Source organism: Gordonia sp. LUNF6 (assembly GCF_047041125.1).
Taxonomy (GTDB): domain Bacteria; phylum Actinomycetota; class Actinomycetes; order Mycobacteriales; family Mycobacteriaceae; genus Gordonia; species Gordonia sihwensis.
The window spans coordinates 2,759,224-2,780,654 of record NZ_CP178181.1; the positions used below are offsets into that span (position 1 = coordinate 2,759,224).

At 67.8% G+C, this 21,431-nt stretch carries 17 protein-coding genes; 7 read left to right on the forward strand and 10 right to left on the reverse strand.

Annotation, left to right across the window (positions count from 1 at the left end):
- Positions 1–124 precede the first annotated feature (124 nt).
- Entirely contained in the window at positions 125–1,441 is a 1,317-nt protein-coding gene (locus tag ACK8HH_RS12930) for a PQQ-binding-like beta-propeller repeat protein (RefSeq protein WP_062366992.1), read from the forward strand.
- On the opposite strand, the gene ACK8HH_RS12935 is transcribed toward ACK8HH_RS12930, so the two are convergent.
- Positions 1,438–2,643 carry a THUMP-like domain-containing protein gene (locus ACK8HH_RS12935; protein WP_045537037.1) on the reverse strand — a complete coding sequence of 402 codons (1,206 nt, stop codon included), beginning with the start codon at positions 2,641–2,643 and terminating at the stop codon, positions 1,438–1,440. The genes ACK8HH_RS12930 and ACK8HH_RS12935 overlap by 4 nt on opposite strands.
- 63 nt (positions 2,644–2,706) lie before the next feature.
- Here ACK8HH_RS12935 and ACK8HH_RS12940 point away from each other — a divergent pair, with 63 nt between their 5' ends.
- Positions 2,707–3,381: a ferritin-like domain-containing protein gene (locus tag ACK8HH_RS12940; RefSeq protein ID WP_052692370.1), complete on the forward strand. Its 675-nt coding sequence runs from the start codon at positions 2,707–2,709 to the stop codon at positions 3,379–3,381.
- A gap of 79 nt (positions 3,382–3,460) precedes the next feature.
- Here the strand turns inward: ACK8HH_RS12940 and ACK8HH_RS12945 are convergent, their stop codons facing one another.
- Both ACK8HH_RS12945 and ACK8HH_RS12950 read right to left on the reverse strand, forming a co-directional pair.
- Positions 3,461–4,480, reverse strand: coding sequence for a class I SAM-dependent methyltransferase (locus ACK8HH_RS12945; protein ID WP_006895883.1), 1,020 nt, complete (start codon positions 4,478–4,480; stop codon positions 3,461–3,463).
- Positions 4,481–4,494: 14 nt separating this feature from the next.
- Positions 4,495–5,283: an enoyl-CoA hydratase/isomerase family protein gene (locus ACK8HH_RS12950; RefSeq protein WP_006895882.1), complete on the reverse strand. Its 789-nt coding sequence runs from the start codon at positions 5,281–5,283 to the stop codon at positions 4,495–4,497.
- A 92-nt stretch (positions 5,284–5,375) separates the two neighbouring features.
- Here ACK8HH_RS12950 and ligD point away from each other — a divergent pair, with 92 nt between their 5' ends.
- On the forward strand, positions 5,376–6,323 hold the full coding sequence (ligD, locus tag ACK8HH_RS12955) for a non-homologous end-joining DNA ligase (protein WP_006895881.1): 948 nt from the start codon (positions 5,376–5,378) through the stop codon (positions 6,321–6,323).
- Positions 6,324–6,354: 31 nt separating this feature from the next.
- Here the strand turns inward: ligD and ACK8HH_RS12960 are convergent, their stop codons facing one another.
- Entirely contained in the window at positions 6,355–7,179 is an 825-nt protein-coding gene (locus ACK8HH_RS12960) for an NUDIX hydrolase (protein WP_062366993.1), read from the reverse strand.
- A 112-nt stretch (positions 7,180–7,291) separates the two neighbouring features.
- Positions 7,292–8,125: an ABC transporter ATP-binding protein gene (locus ACK8HH_RS12965; protein WP_006895879.1), complete on the reverse strand. Its 834-nt coding sequence runs from the start codon at positions 8,123–8,125 to the stop codon at positions 7,292–7,294.
- 74 nt (positions 8,126–8,199) lie between these two features.
- Here ACK8HH_RS12965 and ACK8HH_RS12970 point away from each other — a divergent pair, with 74 nt between their 5' ends.
- The gene (locus tag ACK8HH_RS12970; RefSeq protein ID WP_062366994.1) at positions 8,200–9,264 is read left to right on the forward strand and encodes an LLM class flavin-dependent oxidoreductase; all 1,065 of its coding nucleotides are present in this window, start codon (positions 8,200–8,202) and stop codon (positions 9,262–9,264) included.
- 40 nt (positions 9,265–9,304) lie between these two features.
- Here ACK8HH_RS12970 and ACK8HH_RS12975 read toward each other — a convergent pair whose 3' ends face one another.
- From ACK8HH_RS12975 to ctaD, 3 genes are all read right to left on the reverse strand, one after another.
- Positions 9,305–10,048 carry a peptidyl-tRNA hydrolase gene (locus ACK8HH_RS12975; protein ID WP_045537031.1) on the reverse strand — a complete coding sequence of 248 codons (744 nt, stop codon included), beginning with the start codon at positions 10,046–10,048 and terminating at the stop codon, positions 9,305–9,307.
- Positions 10,049–10,052: 4 nt separating this feature from the next.
- Positions 10,053–11,279: a phosphoserine phosphatase SerB gene (serB, locus tag ACK8HH_RS12980; RefSeq protein ID WP_045537029.1), complete on the reverse strand. Its 1,227-nt coding sequence runs from the start codon at positions 11,277–11,279 to the stop codon at positions 10,053–10,055.
- Between the two features lie 109 nt (positions 11,280–11,388).
- On the reverse strand, positions 11,389–13,095 hold the full coding sequence (ctaD, locus tag ACK8HH_RS12985) for a cytochrome c oxidase subunit I (protein WP_006895875.1): 1,707 nt from the start codon (positions 13,093–13,095) through the stop codon (positions 11,389–11,391).
- 228 nt (positions 13,096–13,323) lie between these two features.
- Between ctaD and ACK8HH_RS12990 the strand changes: the two genes are divergently transcribed.
- The 3 genes from ACK8HH_RS12990 (at position 13,324) to ACK8HH_RS13000 (ending at position 18,074) form a co-directional block, all read left to right on the forward strand.
- Complete coding sequence (locus tag ACK8HH_RS12990) at positions 13,324–14,340, forward strand: ABC transporter substrate-binding protein (RefSeq protein WP_412475734.1); 1,017 nt, start codon at positions 13,324–13,326, stop codon at positions 14,338–14,340.
- A gap of 70 nt (positions 14,341–14,410) precedes the next feature.
- Positions 14,411–17,302, forward strand: a complete 2,892-nt coding sequence (locus tag ACK8HH_RS12995) for a DEAD/DEAH box helicase (protein WP_412475238.1) — start codon at positions 14,411–14,413, stop codon at positions 17,300–17,302.
- Between the two features lie 13 nt (positions 17,303–17,315).
- Positions 17,316–18,074, forward strand: a complete 759-nt coding sequence (locus tag ACK8HH_RS13000; protein WP_006895872.1) for an SWIM zinc finger family protein — start codon at positions 17,316–17,318, stop codon at positions 18,072–18,074.
- A gap of 25 nt (positions 18,075–18,099) precedes the next feature.
- Here ACK8HH_RS13000 and nrdF read toward each other — a convergent pair whose 3' ends face one another.
- Together nrdF and nrdE are read right to left on the reverse strand one after the other, a co-directional pair.
- Positions 18,100–19,095 (reverse strand): class 1b ribonucleoside-diphosphate reductase subunit beta, encoded by a 996-nt coding sequence (gene nrdF, locus ACK8HH_RS13005; RefSeq protein WP_039867217.1) that lies wholly within the window; start codon positions 19,093–19,095, stop codon positions 18,100–18,102.
- Positions 19,096–19,149: 54 nt separating this feature from the next.
- Entirely contained in the window at positions 19,150–21,384 is a 2,235-nt protein-coding gene (gene nrdE, locus ACK8HH_RS13010) for a class 1b ribonucleoside-diphosphate reductase subunit alpha (protein WP_006895870.1), read from the reverse strand.
- Between the last annotated feature and the right edge of the window lie 47 nt (positions 21,385–21,431).

The window sequence follows — 21,431 nt, forward strand, 5'->3', positions numbered from 1 at the left end:
GACACACAGTAAACGACGGTCTCCGACAGACCTCCGCCAGCGGACGATTGGCCTGGTGACACGACACGATAGAGTCGTGCGCGGGCGCGACGGCAGTCGCGCATCTCGACCAGATCGGAGCACGATGACCCAGGCCGCACGCCGACGTATGCGCGCGATCCTCCGCACCGCCGTTCTCGGGGCGCTGACCGCGCTGATCGTCGCCTCCTGCTCCGACGGTCACCTGGACGTGCGGTCGGTGCCCGCGGCGGGCTGGTCGTCGTACGGCGGCAACAATGCGAACTCGAACTACAGCTTCGCACGACCGCCGGCCGACCTCGAACTGTCGTGGACCCGGCCCACCGGAGGCCCGGTGACCAGTCCGGTGACCCTCAACGGCGGCGGAGACGTCGTCGTCAGCGCACGGACGCCGGTCGGTTGCAACTTCCTGGTGCTCGACTCGCGAGCGGGACGGAAGAACTTCTGCAAGCGCATGGCCGACGGCTTCTGGGGCAACGCGGCCGTCGTGGATCAGTTCTCGCAGCCGTACATCGGAGAGCCGGGCCGGTTCCTGGCGCTCACCGGCGGCGGAGCGATCCGCTGGCGCAAGGACGTGGCCGGAGTACCGACGTCGGCCAAGTTCGTCGGCCCCGGCCACGTGCTGGTGACCACGTCGCTCGGCCAGGTGACGATACTCAATTCACAGAACGGCGATCTCGCGATGCCGCAGGCCGAGCTCTGGTCGGCGCCCGCCGCCGACCCGTTGACCGGGCTGGGCGACTGCGTGAGCGGCGGGCCGGGATGCGCGATCTCCGCGCCCCCGGCCGTCGACTGGGCGCACCAGCGCCTCTTCCTCAACTTCTTCCCGCAGGGCGCGAAATCGTCGCAGGTGAAGGCGCTCTCGTACGCCCGCCAGGGCGACCACCAGGCGATCACCGACCAGTGGGCCACCGATCTTCCCGGCGGTGTGGTCGGCCCTCCCACCGTGTCGGCCGACGGCAAGACCGTCTACGCCTTCAGCAGCGACGGCCGGATCAACGCACTCGACGCGTCCAACGGCGCGGTGAAGTGGACCCACGACAACGGCGGATACGGGTTCGGCACCATGTCCGTCTCTCCCGACGGACTGATCATCCCGGCGGGCACCATCGGCGCCCCGCTGGTGATCTTGCGCGACGCCGGCGACAGGGCCGAAGAAGTCGTTCGCCGCGACGACCTCCAGACGACGGGACTGTCGAGCATGACCGCGGCGGGCACCGCGTGGACGGTGGTCCGCACCGGCGCCGACCAGAACCTCGAATTGATGGAGATCGACACACGCTCGGGCGCTACCGAACGCACACTGCCGATGCCGGACGCCAAGGGATTCGCGACGGGCGTCGCGGTCTCGCCGACCGGCCGCCTGGCGGTCGCCACCAATATCGGCGCCGTGTACTACTACAGCCCGAAGTCGACGTCTTAGCGCCGGACACCCGGCTCGCACAGGAACGCGGTCCCCGACCGACCGATGCGCGTCATGATCAGCGCAAGAGGTCGGGAGCCCTTGAGCTTCAGCCGCTTTCGCAGACGGTCGGGGTCCACGTCGAGCCCCCGGACCAGGATCTCCAGACTCCCGCAGTCGTGCGCCGCCAGTGCGCCCCGAAGGTTCTTCTCCGAGACCCCCAGCTGGTCGAGCACCCGGAAGCCGCGCTCCCCCGCGGGCACACGGCCACCGGTCAGGTACGCGATCTGCGGGTCCAACTGCCGCAGCCCGTGTCGGTGGGCGTAGTTCCGCACCAAACCGGCGCGAACCACCGCGCCGTCCGGATCGATGATCCACTCGTCGACTCCCGGCGGATCGATGTCGTCGGGATCGGCACTGGTGATCTCGTAGTCTCGGCCGGCTGAGCGCAGGACGGTCGCTCGGCGGCGCGGCTGCGTCACTTCGCTCCACAGACATGCCTCGCGGACGCCGCCGTCGAGCGAGACGATCTGGACCTGGCCCTCGAAACCGAACCGATCGCGCAGCAGTCGGTAGTCGAGCCCCGGGGCGCATTTGACGACCAGCTCGCGTCCGGCGTACACCGCGAGCAACTCCAACAGCGGCGGATCGAGTTCGTCGAGCTTGAAGGTTCGGCCACGCGCATTCCTGCGCGCCGGGTCGGCGATCACCACGTCAGCGTTCGACACCGGCGCGAGGGCGTCGGCGCGCGCCAGCAGCCACGGCGAGCGCCGCTCGTCGCCCAGGGACATGTTGTGGTCGGCCATCGCCAACCGGACCGGATCGACGTCACTGCCGATCACACCGGCGATGCCGCTCGTCACCGACAGCGCCATCATCTCCGATCCGATGGAACAGGTCACGTCGTGCACGACGGCTCCGAGATAGCGCGCCGCGATGTCGGCCGCCCGGTGCTCGGCCACGGCCGCCGCCGTGGCCTGCTGGACCGCGGTGTCGCTCGCCAGCAGCTGATCGGCGTGAGCCAACCGTCCGGCGGCCCTACGGCGATTGAGGACGGTCTCGACGAGCGCCGGCGCGCGGTCGCCGTACCGGGAGCGCAGATCGGGCATCTCACGCAGCAGCGAATCAGGAGTCAGGGCCATCGCGGACGCGTTCTGGAGGGCCTTGTCGCCGTACCGGGAACGCAGGTAGTCGACGTCGTCGATGCTGAACTCGTAACCCACAGCGCAACCCTAGTCGGTGCGATAACCGGTATAACCGGCACCATGACATGGAGCGAGGAGTTCGTGACACGGTCCCGTATCCGGGAGCAGAATCCGGACCCCGACTGGCGAGCCGGCAGCCGACTCCCGTCACCGGTGATCCGGAGTCTGCAACGGTTCCAGGTGGGCGAGAGCGGCGACGGCGCTGCGCTGATCCGGCTTGCGGAAGCAACCGGCGATCCCGACTACGCCGCGGCGGTTCGGATGTTCGTCGCCGAGGAACAGAACCACGCGCGCATGCTGGCCGAATTGCTTCGGGCAGCCGGGGCGCCGACGATCGCCGGGCACTGGTCCGACCGCGTGTTCGTCGCGACGCGGCGCGCCCTCGGACTGCGGAGCGAACTGCTGGTACTGGCGACCGCCGAGCTCATCGCACTGGAATACTACGGCGCGCTCGCCGCATCGTCCGACCCTCTGCTGCGCGAGGTCTCGTCGCGGATCCTGGACGACGAACGCCACCACGTCCGCTTCCAGGAACGCCGGTTGCGCGAGGCGTTCGCGCCCGCACCGCGATGGGCGCGCAGGCCGGCGGGCGGCGCGTGGCAGACCTTCGCGACCGTCGTGATCGCGGTGGTGGCATTGGACCACGGGCCGGCGCTGCGCGCGATAGGCACCACGAGGCGGGATTTCTACACGCGCTGCCGTCGGCTGATGACCGACTTCCGGGTGGCGGTGTTCGACGGCGCCGGGCCGCCATAGCGATCACCGCCCGGCTCCGGCCCCTCGCGGAGGAGGTCGCCGATGCCGAGCGGTGCGTCGATCGTTTGCGGAGGGTGCCCTACTTCTCCGGCTTCACTCCGGTGATCAGAACGTTGTAGAAGAACTTCGGCGGAACCAACTTGCGGAGGACGTTCTCATCGAGCCAGGTCATGCGCTTCCAGCCGCCGAACGCGAAGCCCGCCCAGCCCCAGCCGAGCTTCTCGGGCGGCACCGCGGCCTCGAAAGTCCGGACCGGCCAGCCGAGCATGGCAGCGGCGAGTTCCTCCGCGGCCGACTCGACCTGGACCGCACCCGCGCTGGTCGCCAGTCGCTCCAGATCCTCGGGCGAGAAGGTGTGGATGTCGACGACGGCCTCCAGTGCCGCCGCGCGCGAGCTCTCGTCGAGTTCCTCCTGCGGCCGGCGCCACGACTTGAGCGGCCCGAACTTCGTGATATTGGTGGTGGCCCACCAGGTGGCGCGGCTCATCCACCGGGCGTAGAAGTCACCGTACGTCGAGGGCTCGCCGGCGAAGACGAAGCGGCCGCCGGGCTTGAGCACGCGCAGCACCTCCCGCAACGACTTCTCGACGTCGGGGATGTGATGCAGCACCGCGTGGCCCACGACCAGATCGAAGGTGTCGTCCTCGTACGGGATGCTCTCGGCGTCGGCGACCCGGCCGTCGACGTCCAGGCCGAGGTTCTCCGCGTTGCGCAGCGCCACCTTCACCATGCCCGGCGACAGATCGGTGACCGAGCCCTTCTCCGCCACACCCGACTGCATCAGGTTCAGCAGGAAGAAGCCGGTGCCGCAACCGAGTTCCATGGCCCGGCCGTACGGCAGCGGCGCATCGGGAAGGATCTTGTCGAGACGACCGCGGGCGTAGTCGATGCAGCGCTCGTCGAAGGAGATCGACCACTTCTCGTCGTACGTCTCGGCTTCCCAGTCGTGGTAGAGGACCTGCGCGAGCTTGGTGTCCTTCAGCGCGGCCTCCACCTGCTCGGCGGTGGCATGCGGATTGGGTGCCGGGTCCACTTGATCGGCGGCGTCGACGCCCGTGGGGGACGGATCGGCGGGGTTCTGGTCGTCGATGGCGGTCATTGTCGGGTCTTTCCCTACTTTCCGGTGAATTCGGCTTTGCCCGGGCCGTTGGCTACGAACGACTCCATGCCGATGGTGCGGTCCTGCGTCGCGAACAGGGCCGCGAAAGCCTGTTCTTCGATCTTGAGTCCGGTGGCCAGGTCCACTTCGAGACCCGAGTCGACGGCGGTCTTCGCGGCGGCGAGGGCGGCCGAAGCCGCTCCGGAGAACTGGCCCGCCCACTTCAGCGCTTCGTCGTACACGTCGTCGGGTGCCACCACCTGGTCGACGAGACCGATCCGCAGAGCTTCCTCGGCACCGACGAACCGACCGGTGAAGATCATGTCCTTGGCCCGCGAGGGACCGATCAGCCGCGCGAGCCGCTGCGTGCCGCCGCCTCCGGGGATCACTCCGAGCAGCACCTCGGGCACGCCGAGCTTGGCGTTGTCGCCGACGATGCGCCGATCGGCGCCCAGCGCCACCTCGAGTCCGCCGCCCAGCGCGTAACCGGTGATCGCCGCGACCGTCGGCTTCGGGATCTCGGCGATCGCCCCCAGCGCCCGCTGCAGACGTCCGGCGACCTTCTGCATGTCCGAGAACGACATATCGTTCATCTCTTTGATGTCGGCGCCCGCCGCCAGCACCTTGGGCCCGCCGTAGATGACGACGGCCTTGACGTCGTCGCGCACGCTCGCCTCGTCGGCGGCCGCCGCGAGCTCATTCTGGACCTGACGGTTCAGCGCGTTCATCGGCGGACGGTTCAGCAGGATCGTCCCGACGCCCGGATGTTCCTCGGACGTCTCCAGCGTCACAAACTCAGCCATGAGGGCAGGCTACCGGTAAGTCAGGTCGTCGACCCAACCGGGCGGTAAGCATGTGACACCTGAACCCTCCCGAGAGGGATTAGTGTTGCCGCATGGGTGACGAAGCCGTCGTACTGCAGGTTCCCGGGCCCGACGGGTCGGTTCGCGACGTGCGGGTGAGCAGCCCCGACCGTGTCTATTTCGCCGATGCCGGACTCACGAAGCTCGACCTCGCGAGGTACTACCTGGCCGTCGCGGACGGCATCACCCGCGCTCTGTACGAACGGCCGTGCATGCTTCACCGCTTCCCTCGCGGGACGGCGGAGAAGAAGGTCCACCAGAAGAAGCTCCCAGCCGGTGCGCCCGACTGGGTGCAGACCGTCGACATCTTCTTCCCCCGGTACTCGCGCACCGTCCACGAACTGTGCGTGACCGAGCCCGCGGCGGTGCTCTGGGCCGTACAGATGGCGACTGTCGAGTTCCACCCCTGGAACTCGCGGCGCTCGCACGTCGAACAGCCCGACGAGTGGCGGATCGACCTCGATCCGATGCCCGGCGCGGACTTCGCCCGCGTCCGCCGGGTGGCGCACGTGGTCCACGAGATACTCGACGAACTCGGCATCCGCGGATTCCCGAAGACGTCCGGCGGGCACGGACTGCACGTCTACGTTCGCATCGAACCCGAGTGGGGATTCGGCGACGTGCGCCGCGCCGCACACGCCTTCGGTGCCGAAGTGGTGCGACGGCTGCCCGGCGACGCCACGGTGACGTGGTGGCGCAAGGACCGCGATCCCGACGCCGTCTTCATCGACTTCAACCAGAACGCCAGGGATCACACGATGGCCGCCGCGTACTCGATCCGCGCGAACGCCCGCGCCACGGTCTCGGCGCCGCTGCGCTGGGACGAGATCGACGACGCCGAGCCGGACGACTTCACCGTCGCGACGATGCCCGCCCGCTACGCCGAACTCGGCGACCTTCACCGCGCGATCGACGACCGCGCATTCCGGCTCGACCCCCTGCTGGAGTGGGCCGACCGAGACGGACTCGCCGGCGAGTAGCACCCGCGCCGGATGCCGCGCCCCTCTCCGGCTACGACGCGGTGTCCCCGAGCCGTTCCATCCGGCCGTCGGCGAGCGAGGCGAGGTACTCGTCGGAGTCGGCGAAGCGGAGCCCCTGGAGTCCTGCCGGGTCGGCGATGGCCGGTTCCACCGGCGCGATGACGTGCTCGGCGGCCATCAGTTCGGCGACCGTCGCGTACCGGGCGACCTCTCGGAGCTGCGACCACGTGGGCGGGAGCAGAAAGTGCCGCCCCGCCTCCCAGTCGGCCAGCGCTCGCTCCGCGGTCTGCCACTCGGTAGCGGCCGCCTCCGAGGTCTCGCCGTCGGCGTTCTGCCCGGCGGGGAGTTCCGCGAGGAAGAAGCGGGTGTCGTAGCGGCGAACCTCGTTCTTGGGGGTGATCCAGTGCGACAGCGGCGCGAGCAGATCGGTGCGCAGCACCAGTGCGTGCTCGTTCAAGAACTGTGCGAACGAGATCTCCTTGTTCACCAGGCGGGCGCGTTCACCCGCCAGGCTCGCCGGGTCCGGATGGACGGCGTCGGCCGACCCGGCAAGGAGCACCCCGCATTCCTCGAAGGTCTCGCGGACCGCGGCGCACACCAGCGCCCGCACGGTCTCGACGTCGGTGCCGAACTTCTCGCCCCACCAGTCCACGTCCGGGCCCGCCCACGCGATCTCCGCATCGCGGTCGCGATCGTCGACACCGCCGCCGGGGAACACCGTCATCCCGCCGGCGAACGCCATCTGCTTGACCCTGCGCTGGAGGAAGATCTCGATGCCGTCGGCGGAGTCTCGGACGAGGACGACCGTGGAGGCGTCCCGCAGCGGCACCGGGGCCGAACCTTCTTCAGCAAACATGCACGTTCCTTCGACTGAGCGATCATCTGCGACCGAACTTACGCTCGGTCGGCCGGATTCAATACTCGCATACCCAAGAAACGCCGCATCGATATTCGGCGGCCCGGTCGGGTCATTCCCCGCGACGGTGACCGCCCGCTCGGCGTGCGCGACGAGCGAAGTAACGGCCGTCGTCCCGGGTGAGCGCGATGTTCTGGCGGAAGGTCGCCGTGAGGTTCTCGGCCGTGAGCGCCTCGTCGAGCGGACCCTGTGCGGTCACGGCGCCCTCGGACAGCATCATGATGTTCGTGAAGCCCGGCGGAATCTCTTCGACGTGATGCGTGATCAGCACCAGCGCCGGGGAATCCGGATCGGATGCGAGCACACTCAGCCGGTCGACGAGTTCCTCGCGCCCGCCGAGATCGAGTCCAGCGGCCGGCTCGTCCAGAAGCAGCAGTTCCGGGTCGGTCATCAGACCTCGGGCGATCAGCACTCGCTTGCGTTCGCCCTCCGACAACGTGCCGAACGTGCGATCGGCGAGGTGTTCGGCGCCCATCGACTCCAGGATGTCCGCCGCCTGCGCCCGGTCCATCTCGTCGTACTGTTCGCGCCAGCGGCCCAGCACCGAATAGCCTGCCGAGATCACCAGGTCGGAGACGAGTTCGTCGCCCGGCACCCGGGCCGCCATCGCCGAACTCACCATGCCGATCCGGGTCGACAGCTCACGCACGTCGGTGCGGCCCAGCCGCTCGCCCACCACGAACGCCTCACCGCGGGTGGGGAAGTCCATGGCCGCGGCCATCCGGAGCAGCGACGTCTTCCCAGCGCCGTTGGGCCCGATGATCACCCATCGCTCGTCGAGCTCCACCTGCCAGTTCACCGGGCCGACGAGCGTCTTGCCGTCACGCACCAGGGAGACGTCGCGAAAATCGATGAGCAGGTCGGGGTCAGCAATCAGTTCGGTCACGTCTCCATGGTGCCGGATGCCTCACATCGCCGGTGCGGCGGAATACAAAGACGCCCCGCACCGCTGAACCATCAGTGACCGATTCCGTCGTTTCCGATCCCTCAGACGCTGTTTCCGATCCCTCAGACTCGCCGGCCGATTCCCGCGCCGCGCGGTCCCGCGTCCCGTTCTCCCTCCTCGACCTCGCTCAGGTGGGCCCCGGCGAGACCGTCGCCCAGTCCCTCGCGCACTCGCTCCGGATGGCGCAGTTCGCGGACCGGACCGGTTACCGGCGGATCTGGTACGCCGAGCACCACAACATGCCGGCCATCGCGTCCGCAGCGCCCGCGGTCCTCGTCGCGCACATGGCGGCCCACACCTCCCGTATCCGTCTCGGCGCCGGCGGCGTGATGCTGCCCAACCACTCGCCGCTGGCGATCGCCGAGCAGTTCGGCACCCTCGCCGAGCTCCACCCCGGCCGCATCGATCTCGGCCTCGGGCGCGCGCCGGGCGGCGATCAGGCCACGTTCACCGCGCTCCGACGCACTCCCGCGGCCGCAGAGAACTTCCCGGGCGACGTCGTGGAGCTCCAGCGCTACTTCGCGGGTTCCTCGGTCCACGGTGTGGTCGCGACCCCGGGCGCGGGCACCGGTGTCCCGCTCTACATCCTCGGATCATCACTGTTCGGCGCTCAGCTCGCCGCGGCCCTCGGTCTCCCCTACGCCTTCGCCTCGCATTTCGCGCCGCAGGCCCTGGAACGGGCGGTGGAACTCTACGTGCGCGACTTCCGGCCCGCACCGCTGCCCGACGGCGGACAGACCGAGCCGTACGTGATGGCGGCCGCGACCGTCATCGCCGACGACGACGCCGACCGCGCCTACGAGCAGCTCCGATCGGCGAAACTGCAGCGGATCAAGTTCCTCTTCAACCGCGGACGTCACCTGAGTGACGCGGACGCCGCCGCTCTGCTCGACGGACCGCAGGGCGCTCAGGTCGACGAGATGCTTCGGCTCGCCGCGGTCGGCACACCCGACGACGTCCTGGGCCGACTCGATCGGTTCGCCGAGCGTATCGGCGCCGACGAATTGATCCTCGCCCCGCTCGCGGGCGACCGCGACGTGTGGTTCGGCACGGTGGAGAAGTTGGCCCCGAGCGTCTGAGCTGTTCGGCTCCGACCGCCGTGCGGCGGAGCCGAACAGCTCACGGCCGAGCGAGTTCGGCGATCACGGTCATCGACCCCGGCGCGATCTCGGTGAAACCGGCATCCTGCACAGGGACGGCGTCGCCGGCCGCGGCGGCGTCGACGAGACGGGCCCAGTGCTGCGGTCCCGGCAGGCGGACGTCCAGAGGACAGCCCTCCGCATACCAGTCCGCGGTCTGCGTCTCCGACATCAGGCGGACTCCCAGCATCGACGCGTGACCGACCTGTGCCGCCGTCTTCCCCACCGTCATCTCGAGGCCCGGATTGACCCAGAGGAGCAAGCCGGCGGAACCGTCCACCGGCGCGTCGTCGCCCGGTAGCGGGCCGTCGACTTCGGTGCCGCCGATCTGCAATTTCGCGATCCGCTTGTCGACGTCGCCGATGCGGCTCGGCACATACGCCCGAGCCTGCACGCCGCTCACGGTCGCGGTGACTCCCGGTACGCCTTGAGCCGCCTCCCATTGGGCACCCCGTGCGCGTCGGGCGATCTTGCGGATCCGGGCATCGCACCAGGCGTCCATCGGTGCGGCCCACTCCCCGCCCGCCGCGACACGAGGGTCCAGACAGAGCAGGACGACGGCTCGAGCCGCCGACACCAGCAGCGAATGGCGCTCGGGTGGGTCCTTCTTCTCGATGTGCAGGACCATCTGCATGGCCTGTACGTTCTGCGGGTCCTCGGGATCGTCGTAGGCACCCTGGTACGACACCAGGCGCCGGTACTGATCGGTGACGGAGACGCTCATCCGATCAGTCGATCGGCACGCGTCGCACCACGCCGTCGCGACTGTCAGCCGCCTCCACCTCGTCGCGGGTGACGCCGAGCATGAACAGCACGGCGTCGAGGTACGGATGGTCGAGGGTGGTGTCGGCGACCTCGCGGAGCGCGGGTTTGGCGTTGAATGCGATGCCCAGGCCGGCGGCGGTCAGCATGTCGATGTCGTTGGCACCGTCGCCGACCGCGACGGTCTGCTCCATCGGGACGCCCATCTGTTCGGCGAAGGCGGCCAGCGCGCGAGCCTTGCCCTCTCGGTCGACCACCTCTCCGATCACCCGACCGGTCAGCTTGCCGTCGACGATCTCCAGAGTGTTCGCGCGCACGAAGTCGAGTTCCAGCTCTCCGGCCAACGGCTCGATCACCTGGCGGAAGCCACCGGAGACCACACCGCAGTGGTACCCGAGGCGGTTCAGGGTGCGAATGGTGGTGCGCGCGCCCGGAGTCAGTTCCAGGGACGACGCGACCCGGTCGATGACCTCCGCGTCGAGGCCCTCGAGTGCCTTGACCCGCTCGTGCAGCGACTCGGCGAAGTCCAGTTCCCCGCGCATGGCGGCCTCGGTGACCGCCGCGACCTCGGCTTCGCGGCCGGCCTTGGCCGCGAGCATCTCGATGACCTCGCCCTGTATCAGCGTCGAGTCGACGTCGAAGACGATGACGCGCTTGGCACGCCGCGCCAGCCCGCCGCGTTCGACCGCGACGTCGATCGGGTACTTCGCCGACACCGCGCCCAGCCCCTCGCGGATGGCCGCGTCGGAGTCCTCGGTGTCGACGGCCTTGATCATCAGCTCCAGGCCGGTGAGCGGGTAGTCGGCCACTCCGCGGATGGAGTCGATGTTCGCGCCCTGACGATGCAGTTCGGCGGCCACGGCCTGGAAGGCCTCCGCGGAGATCGGGCGGCCGAGGACCACGACGGCGTGAGTGGAGGCGGCCTGTTCTCTGCCGTGCGGATCGAGGTCGACATCGACGTGCATGCCGCGGTCGGCCATCTGCGCGGACACCGCGTCCTGCAGGTCCTCCACATCGCCGTCGGCGGTCACCAGTACACCGAGGGTCAGATGGTTGTGAATCACGACCTGCTCCACGTCGAGCAGATCGACGCCCACCGACGACAACGCCCCCATCAGGGAGGAGGTGACGCCGGGATGGTCGGGTCCGCTGACGGTGATCAGAATGGTGCGCTTCGCATCGCTCGTTTCCACACCGCAATTATGGCCGCCACCGACGACTCGCTCCCAGGCAGGTCCACCAACGACGATCAGGCCCGTCCGAGCGAACTCGGACGGGCCTGATCTGGTCGCTGTCGCGACGTCAGTGCTGGTTGCTGCTGCCCCAGCCGACATGGGCTTCGGCGCGCATGCGCTCGACCATGTGCGGGTAGTGCAGCTCGAACGCCGGGCGCTCCGAACGGATGCGCGGCAGCTCGGTGAAGTTGTGCCGCGGCGGCGGGCAGCTGGTGGCCCACTCGAGGCTGTTGCCGAAGCCCCACGGGTCGTCGACGGTCACGACCTCGCCGTAGCGGTAGCTCTTGAAGACGTTCCACACGAACGGCAGGGTCGACAGGCCGAGGATGAACGCGCCGACGGTCGAGACGATGTTCAGCGTGGTGAAACCGTCCGACGGCAGGTAGTCGGCGTAACGACGCGGCATGCCCTCGTTGCCCAGCCAGTGCTGGACCAGGAAGGTGACGTGGAAGCCGATGAAGGTCAGCCAGAAGTGCCACTTGCCCAGAGTCTCGTCGAGCATGCGACCGGTCATCTTCGGGAACCAGAAGTAGATTCCCGAGAAGGTCGCGAACACGATCGTGCCGAAGAGCACGTAGTGGAAGTGCGCCACCACGAAGTAGGTGTCGGAGATGTGGAAGTCCAGCGGCGGGCTGGCGAGCAGAACACCGGTCAGACCACCGAAGAGGAAGGTGACGATGAAGCCGATGGCGAACAGCATCGGTGTCTCGAAGGTGATTCGGCCCTTCCACATGGTGCCGATCCAGTTGAAGAACTTCACACCGGTCGGAACCGCGATCAGGAACGTCATGAACGAGAAGAACGGCAGCAGGACCGATCCGGTCACGTACATGTGGTGCGCCCAGACGGCGACGGACAGCGCCGCGATGGCCAGCGTCGCGTACACCAGGCCCGAGTAGCCGAACAGCGGCTTACGGGAGAACACCGGGAACACCTCGGACACGATGCCGAAGAACGGCAGGGCGATGACGTAGACCTCGGGGTGACCGAAGAACCAGAACAGGTGCTGCCACAGGATCACGCCGCCGTTGGCCGGGTCGTACAGATGCGCACCGAACTGCCGGTCCACCTCCAGACCCATCAGCGCCGCGGTGAGCAGCGGGAAGATCAGCAGGATCAGAACGCTCGTCACCAGGATGTTCCAGGTGAAGATCGGCATGCGGAACATGGTCATGCCGGGTGCGCGCAGACACACGACGGTGGTGATCATGTTGACCGCACCCAGGATGGTGCCCAGACCGGCGACACCCAGGCCCATGATCCACAGGTCGGCACCGACGCCCGGAGCGTGAACGGCGTCAGTCAGCGGGGTGTAAGCGGTCCAGCCGAAGTCGGCGGCGCCGCCCGGAGTGAGGAAGCCGCCCAGCGCGACCAGGTTGCCGAACAGGAACAGCCAGTAGCCGAGCGCGTTCAGGCGGGGGAAGGCGACGTCCGGCGAGCCGATCTGCAGAGGCAGGACGAAGTTCGCGAAACCGATCACGATCGGGGTCGCGTACATCAGAAGCATCACCGTGCCATGCATGGTGAACAGCTGGTTGAACTGCTCGTTCGACAGGAACTGCAGCCCCGGATGCGCCAACTCGGCACGCATCAACAACGCCATGAGACCGCCGACCAGGAAGAACCCGATGCAGGTGGCGATGTACATCTGACCGATCAGCTTGTGGTCGGTCGTCGTGATGAGCTTGTAGAAGAACGAGCCCTTGGGCTGGACGCGGGCCGGATACGGCCGCTCCGCCTCCACCCGGGTCGTCGGTTGGTCTACCGCGGTCACAGATTCCTCCTCCTCGGCGCCGATTGCGGGCACCGGGCCTGCCGGCCCAAAACTCTGCTGTCGTGCCAACTCTGGCGCTAGCGCTACGTACTGATCGTAAACCAGACCGGCGCACCGTTCCGACCGGGTCCTACGATCTGTCGTATTACCAAGATAGACCGCGTTCGTCGCCGCAGGTAGCCCCATTTCACGGCGAGCCGCCGATGCTAGCGTAGGCGGGTGTTCTCCATGCTTGCCCGCTCCCAGCGGCGCTGCGCCGGTGCCCTGGCGACGGCGGTCGCGCTGACCGTCGGCCTCGGCGCCTGTGCCGCCGACGACGACGTCCTGCGCACGCCCGACGGCTCGGTCATCTCCACGACGGTGACCCGGATCGCCGAGGTGAACATCGTGAATCCGGGCCGCGACTACGCCAAGACCTGTCTGGCTCCCACCGCACCCGACCCGGGCCTCGCAGACGTGGCCAGGATCGTCGTCACCGATCCCGCTCTCCTCGACGCGCTGTGCGCGCTCGGCATGGGCGCTCAAGTCACGGGTGTGACCGCGCCGGCCGGGTCGGTCCCGGCCTATCTGGGCCCGCAACTGGCCTCGGTTCCGGCGCTCGGCGACGCACCGGCGAGTTCGGCCGTGCGCACCGCCGCCCCCCAGGTGGTCCTGACCTCGCCGGAGACGCGGCAGCGCCTCGACGCGTTGCGCGGTACCGGCGCGCTCGGCACGGCCCGAATCGTCACCGTCGATCCCGCCTCCGACTGGCAGGCGGCCTTCCGCGCGGTCGCGGCGGGCGTCAGCCGGACCGGGGCGGCGAATGCTCGTCTCGACGAATTCACCACCGAGGCGCACCGCGTGGGACGCGTGATGGACGCACCCCACAGCGAGGTCTCGCTGGTCCGTTTCACTCCCGACGCGGAGATGATCGAGGGCACCGGTTCCTTCGGTGCGCAGATCATGGCGACGATCGGGGTCGCCCGGCCCGCCGCCCAGCGCACGCCCGAGGCGGTGCCCGCCACCGACGCCAACTTCACCGACGCCGACGCCGACCTCATCTATGTGAGCTACGAGGGGCCCGAGGGTCTGGAGCGCGGCAAGCGCGTCCTCCTCAGCGATCGTTGGCTCGACATGGGCGCGCCCACCTGGAACCGAGTCCTCTCCGTCGACGACACCGTCTGGTACGGCACGTCCGGACTGGCAGCGGCGTGGCTGGTGCTCAACGACGTGAAGGTCTCCCTCAACAGCAGTTCCGCGGGCTGATTCCGCCGGTCCGGGCCTCGCGGCGCTCCCGACATCGCCGATGTCGTACCGCTGAGCTACAACTGGTGCCATGACAGCGATCGCCGTGGCCGAGCAGCACAGCCGGGCACCGCTGCGCATCCGCTGGGTTCCCGGGCTCGGGATGGCCGTGTGGCCCGATGCGCCGACCGAGCCGGGCACCGTCTTCGGCGACGCGGTCGAGGTCCCCGCGGCGCTCACCGATCTCGTGTCACGCAAGCGGCTGCGGCACACAGTGGAGATCGCCGGCCCCGACGGCACGCGCCGGTTCCTTCCGGCATGCGGACTCGGCATGGCGTCGGCTGTCGAGTTCCTCGATCGCTGCGCACATCTCCGCGTCGGCGGCGACATCGCGTACTACCGTCACCTCCTCGCCTGCGTACGCCGCTACATCGCGTCAGGCGCCGTCGCGCCGAGCACCTGTCTGGTCGGCGGGGTGTACGAGGTGCGCTGGATCCCGGTACCCGGGGCCGCGTGGCACAGCTGGCTGTCGATCGCACAGGACTCGGCGCCGCCCGCGCTGGCCACCCGGGGAGCTGTCACCGACTTCGTCGCCGAGGCCGTCGACCACGAGTGCCGCCGGCTCCTCGCGGCAGCGGAGGTGACGTCGCCGATACCGCTCATCGCCGGTCTGGCGCAACGAGCGCCCACCGATCTCGGTGCCGAGATCGGACCGCGCAGCGCACAGGCCTGGCACGACTGGGTCGGCACCGCCGGTCCGGGACGCCCCGCACTGGTGATGCGCCTTCACGTGCCTCCGGACGAGCCCGACGAGCCGCCGATGGCGCCGGAGCAGGTGCGCTGGCGCCTCGAGGTCTGCGTCCGCAGTCCGAGCGGTGAACTCGTCCCGGTGGTCCCGCACCGCCTCGATGCGCACGAACTCGATGCCGTCACCACCGAGCTCGCGACAGCGGTCGGCGCGTTCGGCGAGCTGAGCCGCGCCGAAGCCGATCCGCACAGCCTCGACTATCTGCTCACGACCGCGGTGGTCGACGAACTCCTCGCCCGCGGTGCCGCGGACCTCCAGGCGGCGGGCGTGAACGTCCTTCTGCCGTCGTCGATCGCGGCCGTCACCCCCTCGCTGTCGATCCGTTCACAACAGACTCCCGGCGGCGGAGCCCGGCCCGGATTCGTCGGCCTCGACGAGATCTCGGATTTCGAGTGGCGGCTCGCTCTCGGCGACGCCCCGGGCTCCCGAGAGCTGTCATCGTCCGACATCGAGGAACTCGCTCAGCAGAGCGGCGATCTCGTCCGGCTCCGCGGCACGTGGCTCCGCGCCGAAGGCGCCGCACTGGGCCGCGCCGCGGCCTTCGTCGCGGCCCAACGTGCGCTGGCGCCCGGCGACCAGGCGCCCACGATAGCCGATCTCCTGGCTCTGGTGACCGAGCGCGACGACACCCTTCCGGTTCCGGTCAGGACGGTCTCCGGCCTCGGTTGGCTCGACGACATCGCCGCGGGCGGGACCATCGTGCCGCCGTCGATGCCCCCGCCGTCGCGCCTACGCGCCGAGCTTCGTCCCTACCAGCAGCGCGGACTGGAGTGGCTGACCGCGTTGGGCGCCATCGGGGCAGGCGGCGTCCTCGCCGACGACATGGGTCTGGGCAAGACCGTGCAGGTGATCGCGCTGCTCACCGCCGGCCGCGAGCGCGACCCGGAATCGGATCCGGCTCTGGTGGTGTGCCCGATGTCGGTCATCGGCAATTGGCAACGGGAGTTGTCGTCGTTCGCGCCGCATCTGCGGGTGGTGGTCCATCACGGCACCGGCCGATCGACGGAGCGGATCGCCGAGAACCGCGCCGACGTGGTGCTCACCACGTTCGCGACTCTCGCGCGCGACCGTGATTCACTGGCGGCGTTGACATGGAAGGAACTCGTCGTCGACGAGGCTCAGCACGTCAAGAACGTGCACACTGCGGCAGCGAAGGCGCTGCGCGCCGTCTCGGCCGCCCAGCGAGTCGCGTTGACCGGGACCCCGGTCGAGAATCGGCTGGAGGACCTGCGGGCCGTGATCGATCTGGTGAATCCCGGCATGCTCGGCACCGCCTCGAAGTTCCGGGCCCGGTTCGCCGAACCCATCGAGCGCGACCGGGACGCGCGAGCCGTCGCCCGGCTGTCGGCCGTGACCAAGCCGTTCATTCTGCGCAGGGAGAAGACCGATCCGACCATCGCTCCCGATCTCCCGGAGAAGACCGAACTGATGGTCCGCACCAACCTGTCCAGTGAGCAGGCAGGCCTGTATCAAGCCGTTCTGAACGAATTGCATGAGGCACTCGCCGATACCCAGCAGAGCGGCCCGCGCCGTCGGACGGTCCTCGCTGCCCTGACCCGGCTCAAGCAGATCTGCAATCACCCGGCGCACTACCTCGACGACGGCTCGGCCATGCTGCGGCGGGGCCGCCATCGATCCGGCAAGGTCGAACTCCTCGTCGACGTCCTGACCACGCTGATCGCCGAGGGCGACCGCGCGCTGGTCTTCACCCAGTTCGCTGCGTTCGCCGACTTGCTCTCGACCTGGCTCGAACCGGTCCTCGGCGCCGCAGTGCCGGTCCTGCACGGTGGTGTCACCCGCAACGGGCGTGACGAGATGGTCGAGCGGTTCGCCGCCGAGGACGGTCCGCCGGTGCTTCTCGCCACACTGAAGGCCGGCGGAACGGGCCTGAACATGGTGGCGGCGAATCATGTCATCCACGCCGATCGATGGTGGAATCCGGCGGTGCAGGATCAAGCCACCGACCGTGCCTACCGGATCGGGCAGACGCGCAATGTGCAGGTCCGCAAGTTCGTGTGCGTCGGAACGCTGGAGGAACGGATCGATGAGATGGTCGCGGCGAAGCGGGAACTGTCGCGCCTGACGGTCAGCACCGGCGAGTCGTGGCTCACCGAGCTCGACGACGACACCCTGATGGATCTGCTGGCTCTGCGCGAGGAGGCTGTCGCCGAATGAGATCGGAGCGTCCATGAGTCCCGGCAGACGGCGGACGAAGGCCGCAGTCCGCGGCTACGGCATCACCGGCTGGTCGCGCGCCTTCGTCGGCGTGGTGGAGTCGGGTGCCGATCACCGCCGCATCACCGGCGCCCGTCGATACTTCCGAGAGCGGCACGTCGAAGGTCTTCGGATCGGGCACGGTGTGGTGACGGCTTCGGTGCGCGGCAGCCAACTCGACCCCTTCGACGTCCGGCTCGAGATGCGCACCGTCGACCCGGACACCGTCGTGGAACTGCTGCGCCGAACGGGCAGCACCGACGACCTGCTCGACCTCGCCCGCGGTGAGCAACCGACCGGACTCGGCGAATTGATCGCACCCACCGAGCCGGCCGACGTGACGTCCGACTGCAGTTGTCCCGACGACGCTCCCCGATGCACCCATGTCCTGGCGGTGTCGTTCGAGGTGGCGGCGGAGATCGACCGGCGTCCCACCACGCTGCTGACAGTGATGGGCACCGACCTGCCCGAACTGCTGGCGGTGGTGCAGGACGGCGACCGCGACCGACACGCGGCGGTGGGCGACGACGATCCGCTCGTCGCCGACGACCCCTACGGGGACCACCGTCTGCCGCCCGCTCCCCCGTCGTTTCCCGCCGTCGACCCGCTCTCCGACCTCGACCCGACGGCCCTGCGGCAGGCGCTGCGCGCCACCGGGGTGCCGCTGACCGAGGTCGGCGAGGCCCTCGACGACCTCACGACGTACTACGACGTGCTGACCGGCCGGCGCTGACGGGCGCCGGACCGGCCGCAAGAGGTCAGAAGTCCCAATCCTCGTCTTCGGTGTTGACAGCCTTGCCGATCACGTACGAGCTGCCCGATCCCGAGAAGAAGTCGTGGTTCTCGTCGGCGTTCGGCGACAGCGCCGACAGAATCGCCGGGTTCACGTCCGTCTCGTCCTTCGGGAACATCGCCTCGTAGCCGAGATTCATGAGGGCCTTGTTGGCGTTGTACCGAAGGAACTTCTTGACGTCCTCACTCAGCCCGACCTCGTCGTAGAGCGCCTCGGTGTAGTCGGTCTCGTTGTCGTAGAGCTCGAACAGCAGCTCGAAGGTGTAGTCCTTGAGCTCCTGACGACGCTCCGGCGTCTCCACTTCCAGTGAGCGCTGGTACTTGTAGCCGATGTAGTAGCCATGGACGGCCTCGTCGCGGATGATCAGCCGGATCATGTCGGCGGTGTTCGTGAGCTTGGCGCGCGAAGACCAGTACATCGGCAGGTAGAAGCCGGAGTAGAACAGGAACGACTCGAGCAGAGTCGAGGCCACCTTTCGCTTGAGGGGATCGTCGCCACGGTAGTAATCCATGACGATCTGCGCCTTGCGCTGGAGATACTCGTTCTCCTCCGACCAGCGGAAGGCCTCGTCGATCTCCTTGGTGGAGCACAGCGTCGAGAAGATCGCGCTGTAGCTCTTGGCGTGCACCGACTCCATGAAGGCGATGTTGGTCATCACCGCTTCCTCATGCGGGGTCAGCGCATCGGGGATGAGCGCGATGGCGCCGACGGTTCCCTGGATGGTGTCGAGCAGGGTGAGCCCGGTGAAGACGCGCATGGTGAGCGTCTTCTCGTAGTCGGTCAGCGTTCCCCACGACTGGATGTCGTTGGACACCGGCACCTTCTCCGGCAGCCAGAAGTTGCCGGTCAGTCGGTCCCAGACCTCGGCGTCCTTGTCGTCCTGGACTCGGTTCCAGTTGATGGCCGAGACCCGGTTCACCAGCTTGACCGGTGCGCCCTCGGCAGGACTAGTCGATGTCATCGTCATTCCTCATTCGGTGTAGTCGGCGACTGGATCTCGTTGTGCGACAACAGCTCACAACATGCAGCTGACGCAGCCATCCACTTCGGTCCCCTCGAGCGCCATCTGACGGAGCCTGATGTAGTACAGCGTCTTGATGCCCTTGCGCCACGCGTAGATCTGCGCCTTGTTGACGTCCCGCGTGGTCGCGGTGTCCTTGAAGAACAGCGTCAGGCTCAAACCCTGATCGACGTGCTGGGTCGCGGCCGCATACGTGTCGATGATCTTCTCGTAACCGATCTCGTACGCGTCCTGGTAGTACTCCAGATTGTCGTTCGTCAGGTACGGAGCCGGGTAGTAGACGCGGCCGATCTTGCCTTCCTTGCGGATCTCGATCTTCGACGCGACCGGGTGAATCGAGCTGGTCGAATGATTGATGTAGCTGATCGAACCGGTCGGCGGCACCGCCTGCAGATTCTGGTTGTAGATGCCGTACTGCTGCACCGACGCCTTGAGCTCACGCCAGTCGTCCTGGGTCGGAATGTGGATGCCCGACTCGAACAGCTGCGCGCTCTCGCCGTCACGGCCCGCGCGTGCGAACAGGTCGCGCACCTTCTGAGTCTTCGGTTCCCACACCTGGTCGATGTATTTGTCGAAGAACTCACCGGTCGCATACGTGCTCTTCTCGAAGCCGGCGAACGCCGTCCCGCGCTCCTTGGCGATCTTGTTCGACGCGCGGATGGCGTGGAACAGGACCGTGTAGAAGTACATGTTCGTGAAGTCGATGCCCTCTTCGCTGCCGTAGAAGATCCGCTCACGAGCCAGGTAACCGTGCAGGTTCATCTGGCCGAGGCCGATGGCGTGACCCTCGTCGTTCGCCCGCTTGATCGACGGCACCGACTCGATCGACGTCTGATCGGCGACGGCGGTGAGTCCGCGGATCGCGGTCTCGATGCTCTGGCCGAAGTCCGGCGAGTCCATCGTCTTGGCGATGTTCATCGATCCGAGGTTGCACGAGATGTCCTTGCCGACATGCGAGTACGTGAGGTCCTCGTTGAACTCCGACGGGGTCGAGACCTGCAGGATCTCCGAGCAGAGGTTGGAGTGCGTCACCTTGCCCTCGATCGGGTTCGACCTGTTCACCGTGTCCTCGAACATGATGTACGGGTAGCCGGACTCGAACTGCAGCTCAGCGAGCGTCTGGAAGAACTCCCGCGCCCTGATCTTCGACTTGCGGATCCGCCGGTCCTCGACCATGGCGTGGTACTCGTCGGTGACGTTCACGTCCGCGAACGGCTTGCCGTAGACGCGCTCCACGTCGTACGGGCTGAACAGGTACATGTCGTCGTTGTTCTTGGCGAGCTCGAAGGTGATGTCCGGGATCACCACGCCCAGCGACAGCGTCTTGATCCGGATCTTCTCATCGGCGTTCTCACGCTTGGTGTCCAAGAAGCGGTAGATGTCGGGGTGGTGCGCGTGCAGGTACACGGCACCGGCGCCCTGACGCGCGCCGAGCTGGTTGGCATAGCTGAACGAGTCCTCCAGCAGCTTCATGATCGGGATGACACCGGAACTCTGGTTCTCGATGCGCTTGATCGGCGCGCCGTGCTCGCGGACGTTGCTGAGGAGCAGCGCCACGCCCCCGCCGCGCTTGCTCAACTGCAGCGCGGAGTTGATCGATCGGCCGATCGACTCCATGTTGTCCTCGATGCGCAGCAGGAAGCACGAGACCGGCTCGCCGCGCTGCTTCTTGCCCGAGTTCAGGAAGGTCGGCGTGGCCGGCTGGAACCGGCCGTCCATGATCTCGTCGACCAGATTGCGCGCGAGCGCGGTGTCGCCGTCGGCCAGCGTCAGCGCCACCATGCAGACGCGGTCCTCGAAACGCTCCAGGTAGCGCTTTCCGTCGAACGTCTTGAGCGTGTAGCTGGTGTAGTACTTGAACGCGCCCAGGAAGGTCGGGAACCGGAACTTCTTGGCGAAGGCGTGCCCGAACAGCAACTTCACGAACTCGCGGTCGTACTTCGCGAGGACCTCGGGCTCGTAGTAGTTCTCCTTGAGGAGATAGTCGAGCTTCTCGTCGAGATCGTGGAAGAACACCGTGTTCTGGTTGACGTGCTGCAAGAAGTACTGGCGGGCGGCCTCACGATCCTTGTCGAACTGGATCCGACCGTCCGCGTCGTACAGGTTGAGCATCGCGTTGAGCGCGTGGTAGTCGAGGTCGCCCGGCTCGTGGCCGGCCGGACCCGTGTGCACCCCCGACTTGCTCGCCGAGACGGTGGATTCGCTGACAGAAACTGCGGTGGGCGACACTGCTTCTCCCTGGTGAAACTGAAGTTTGCGTACTTGACGGAAACTGG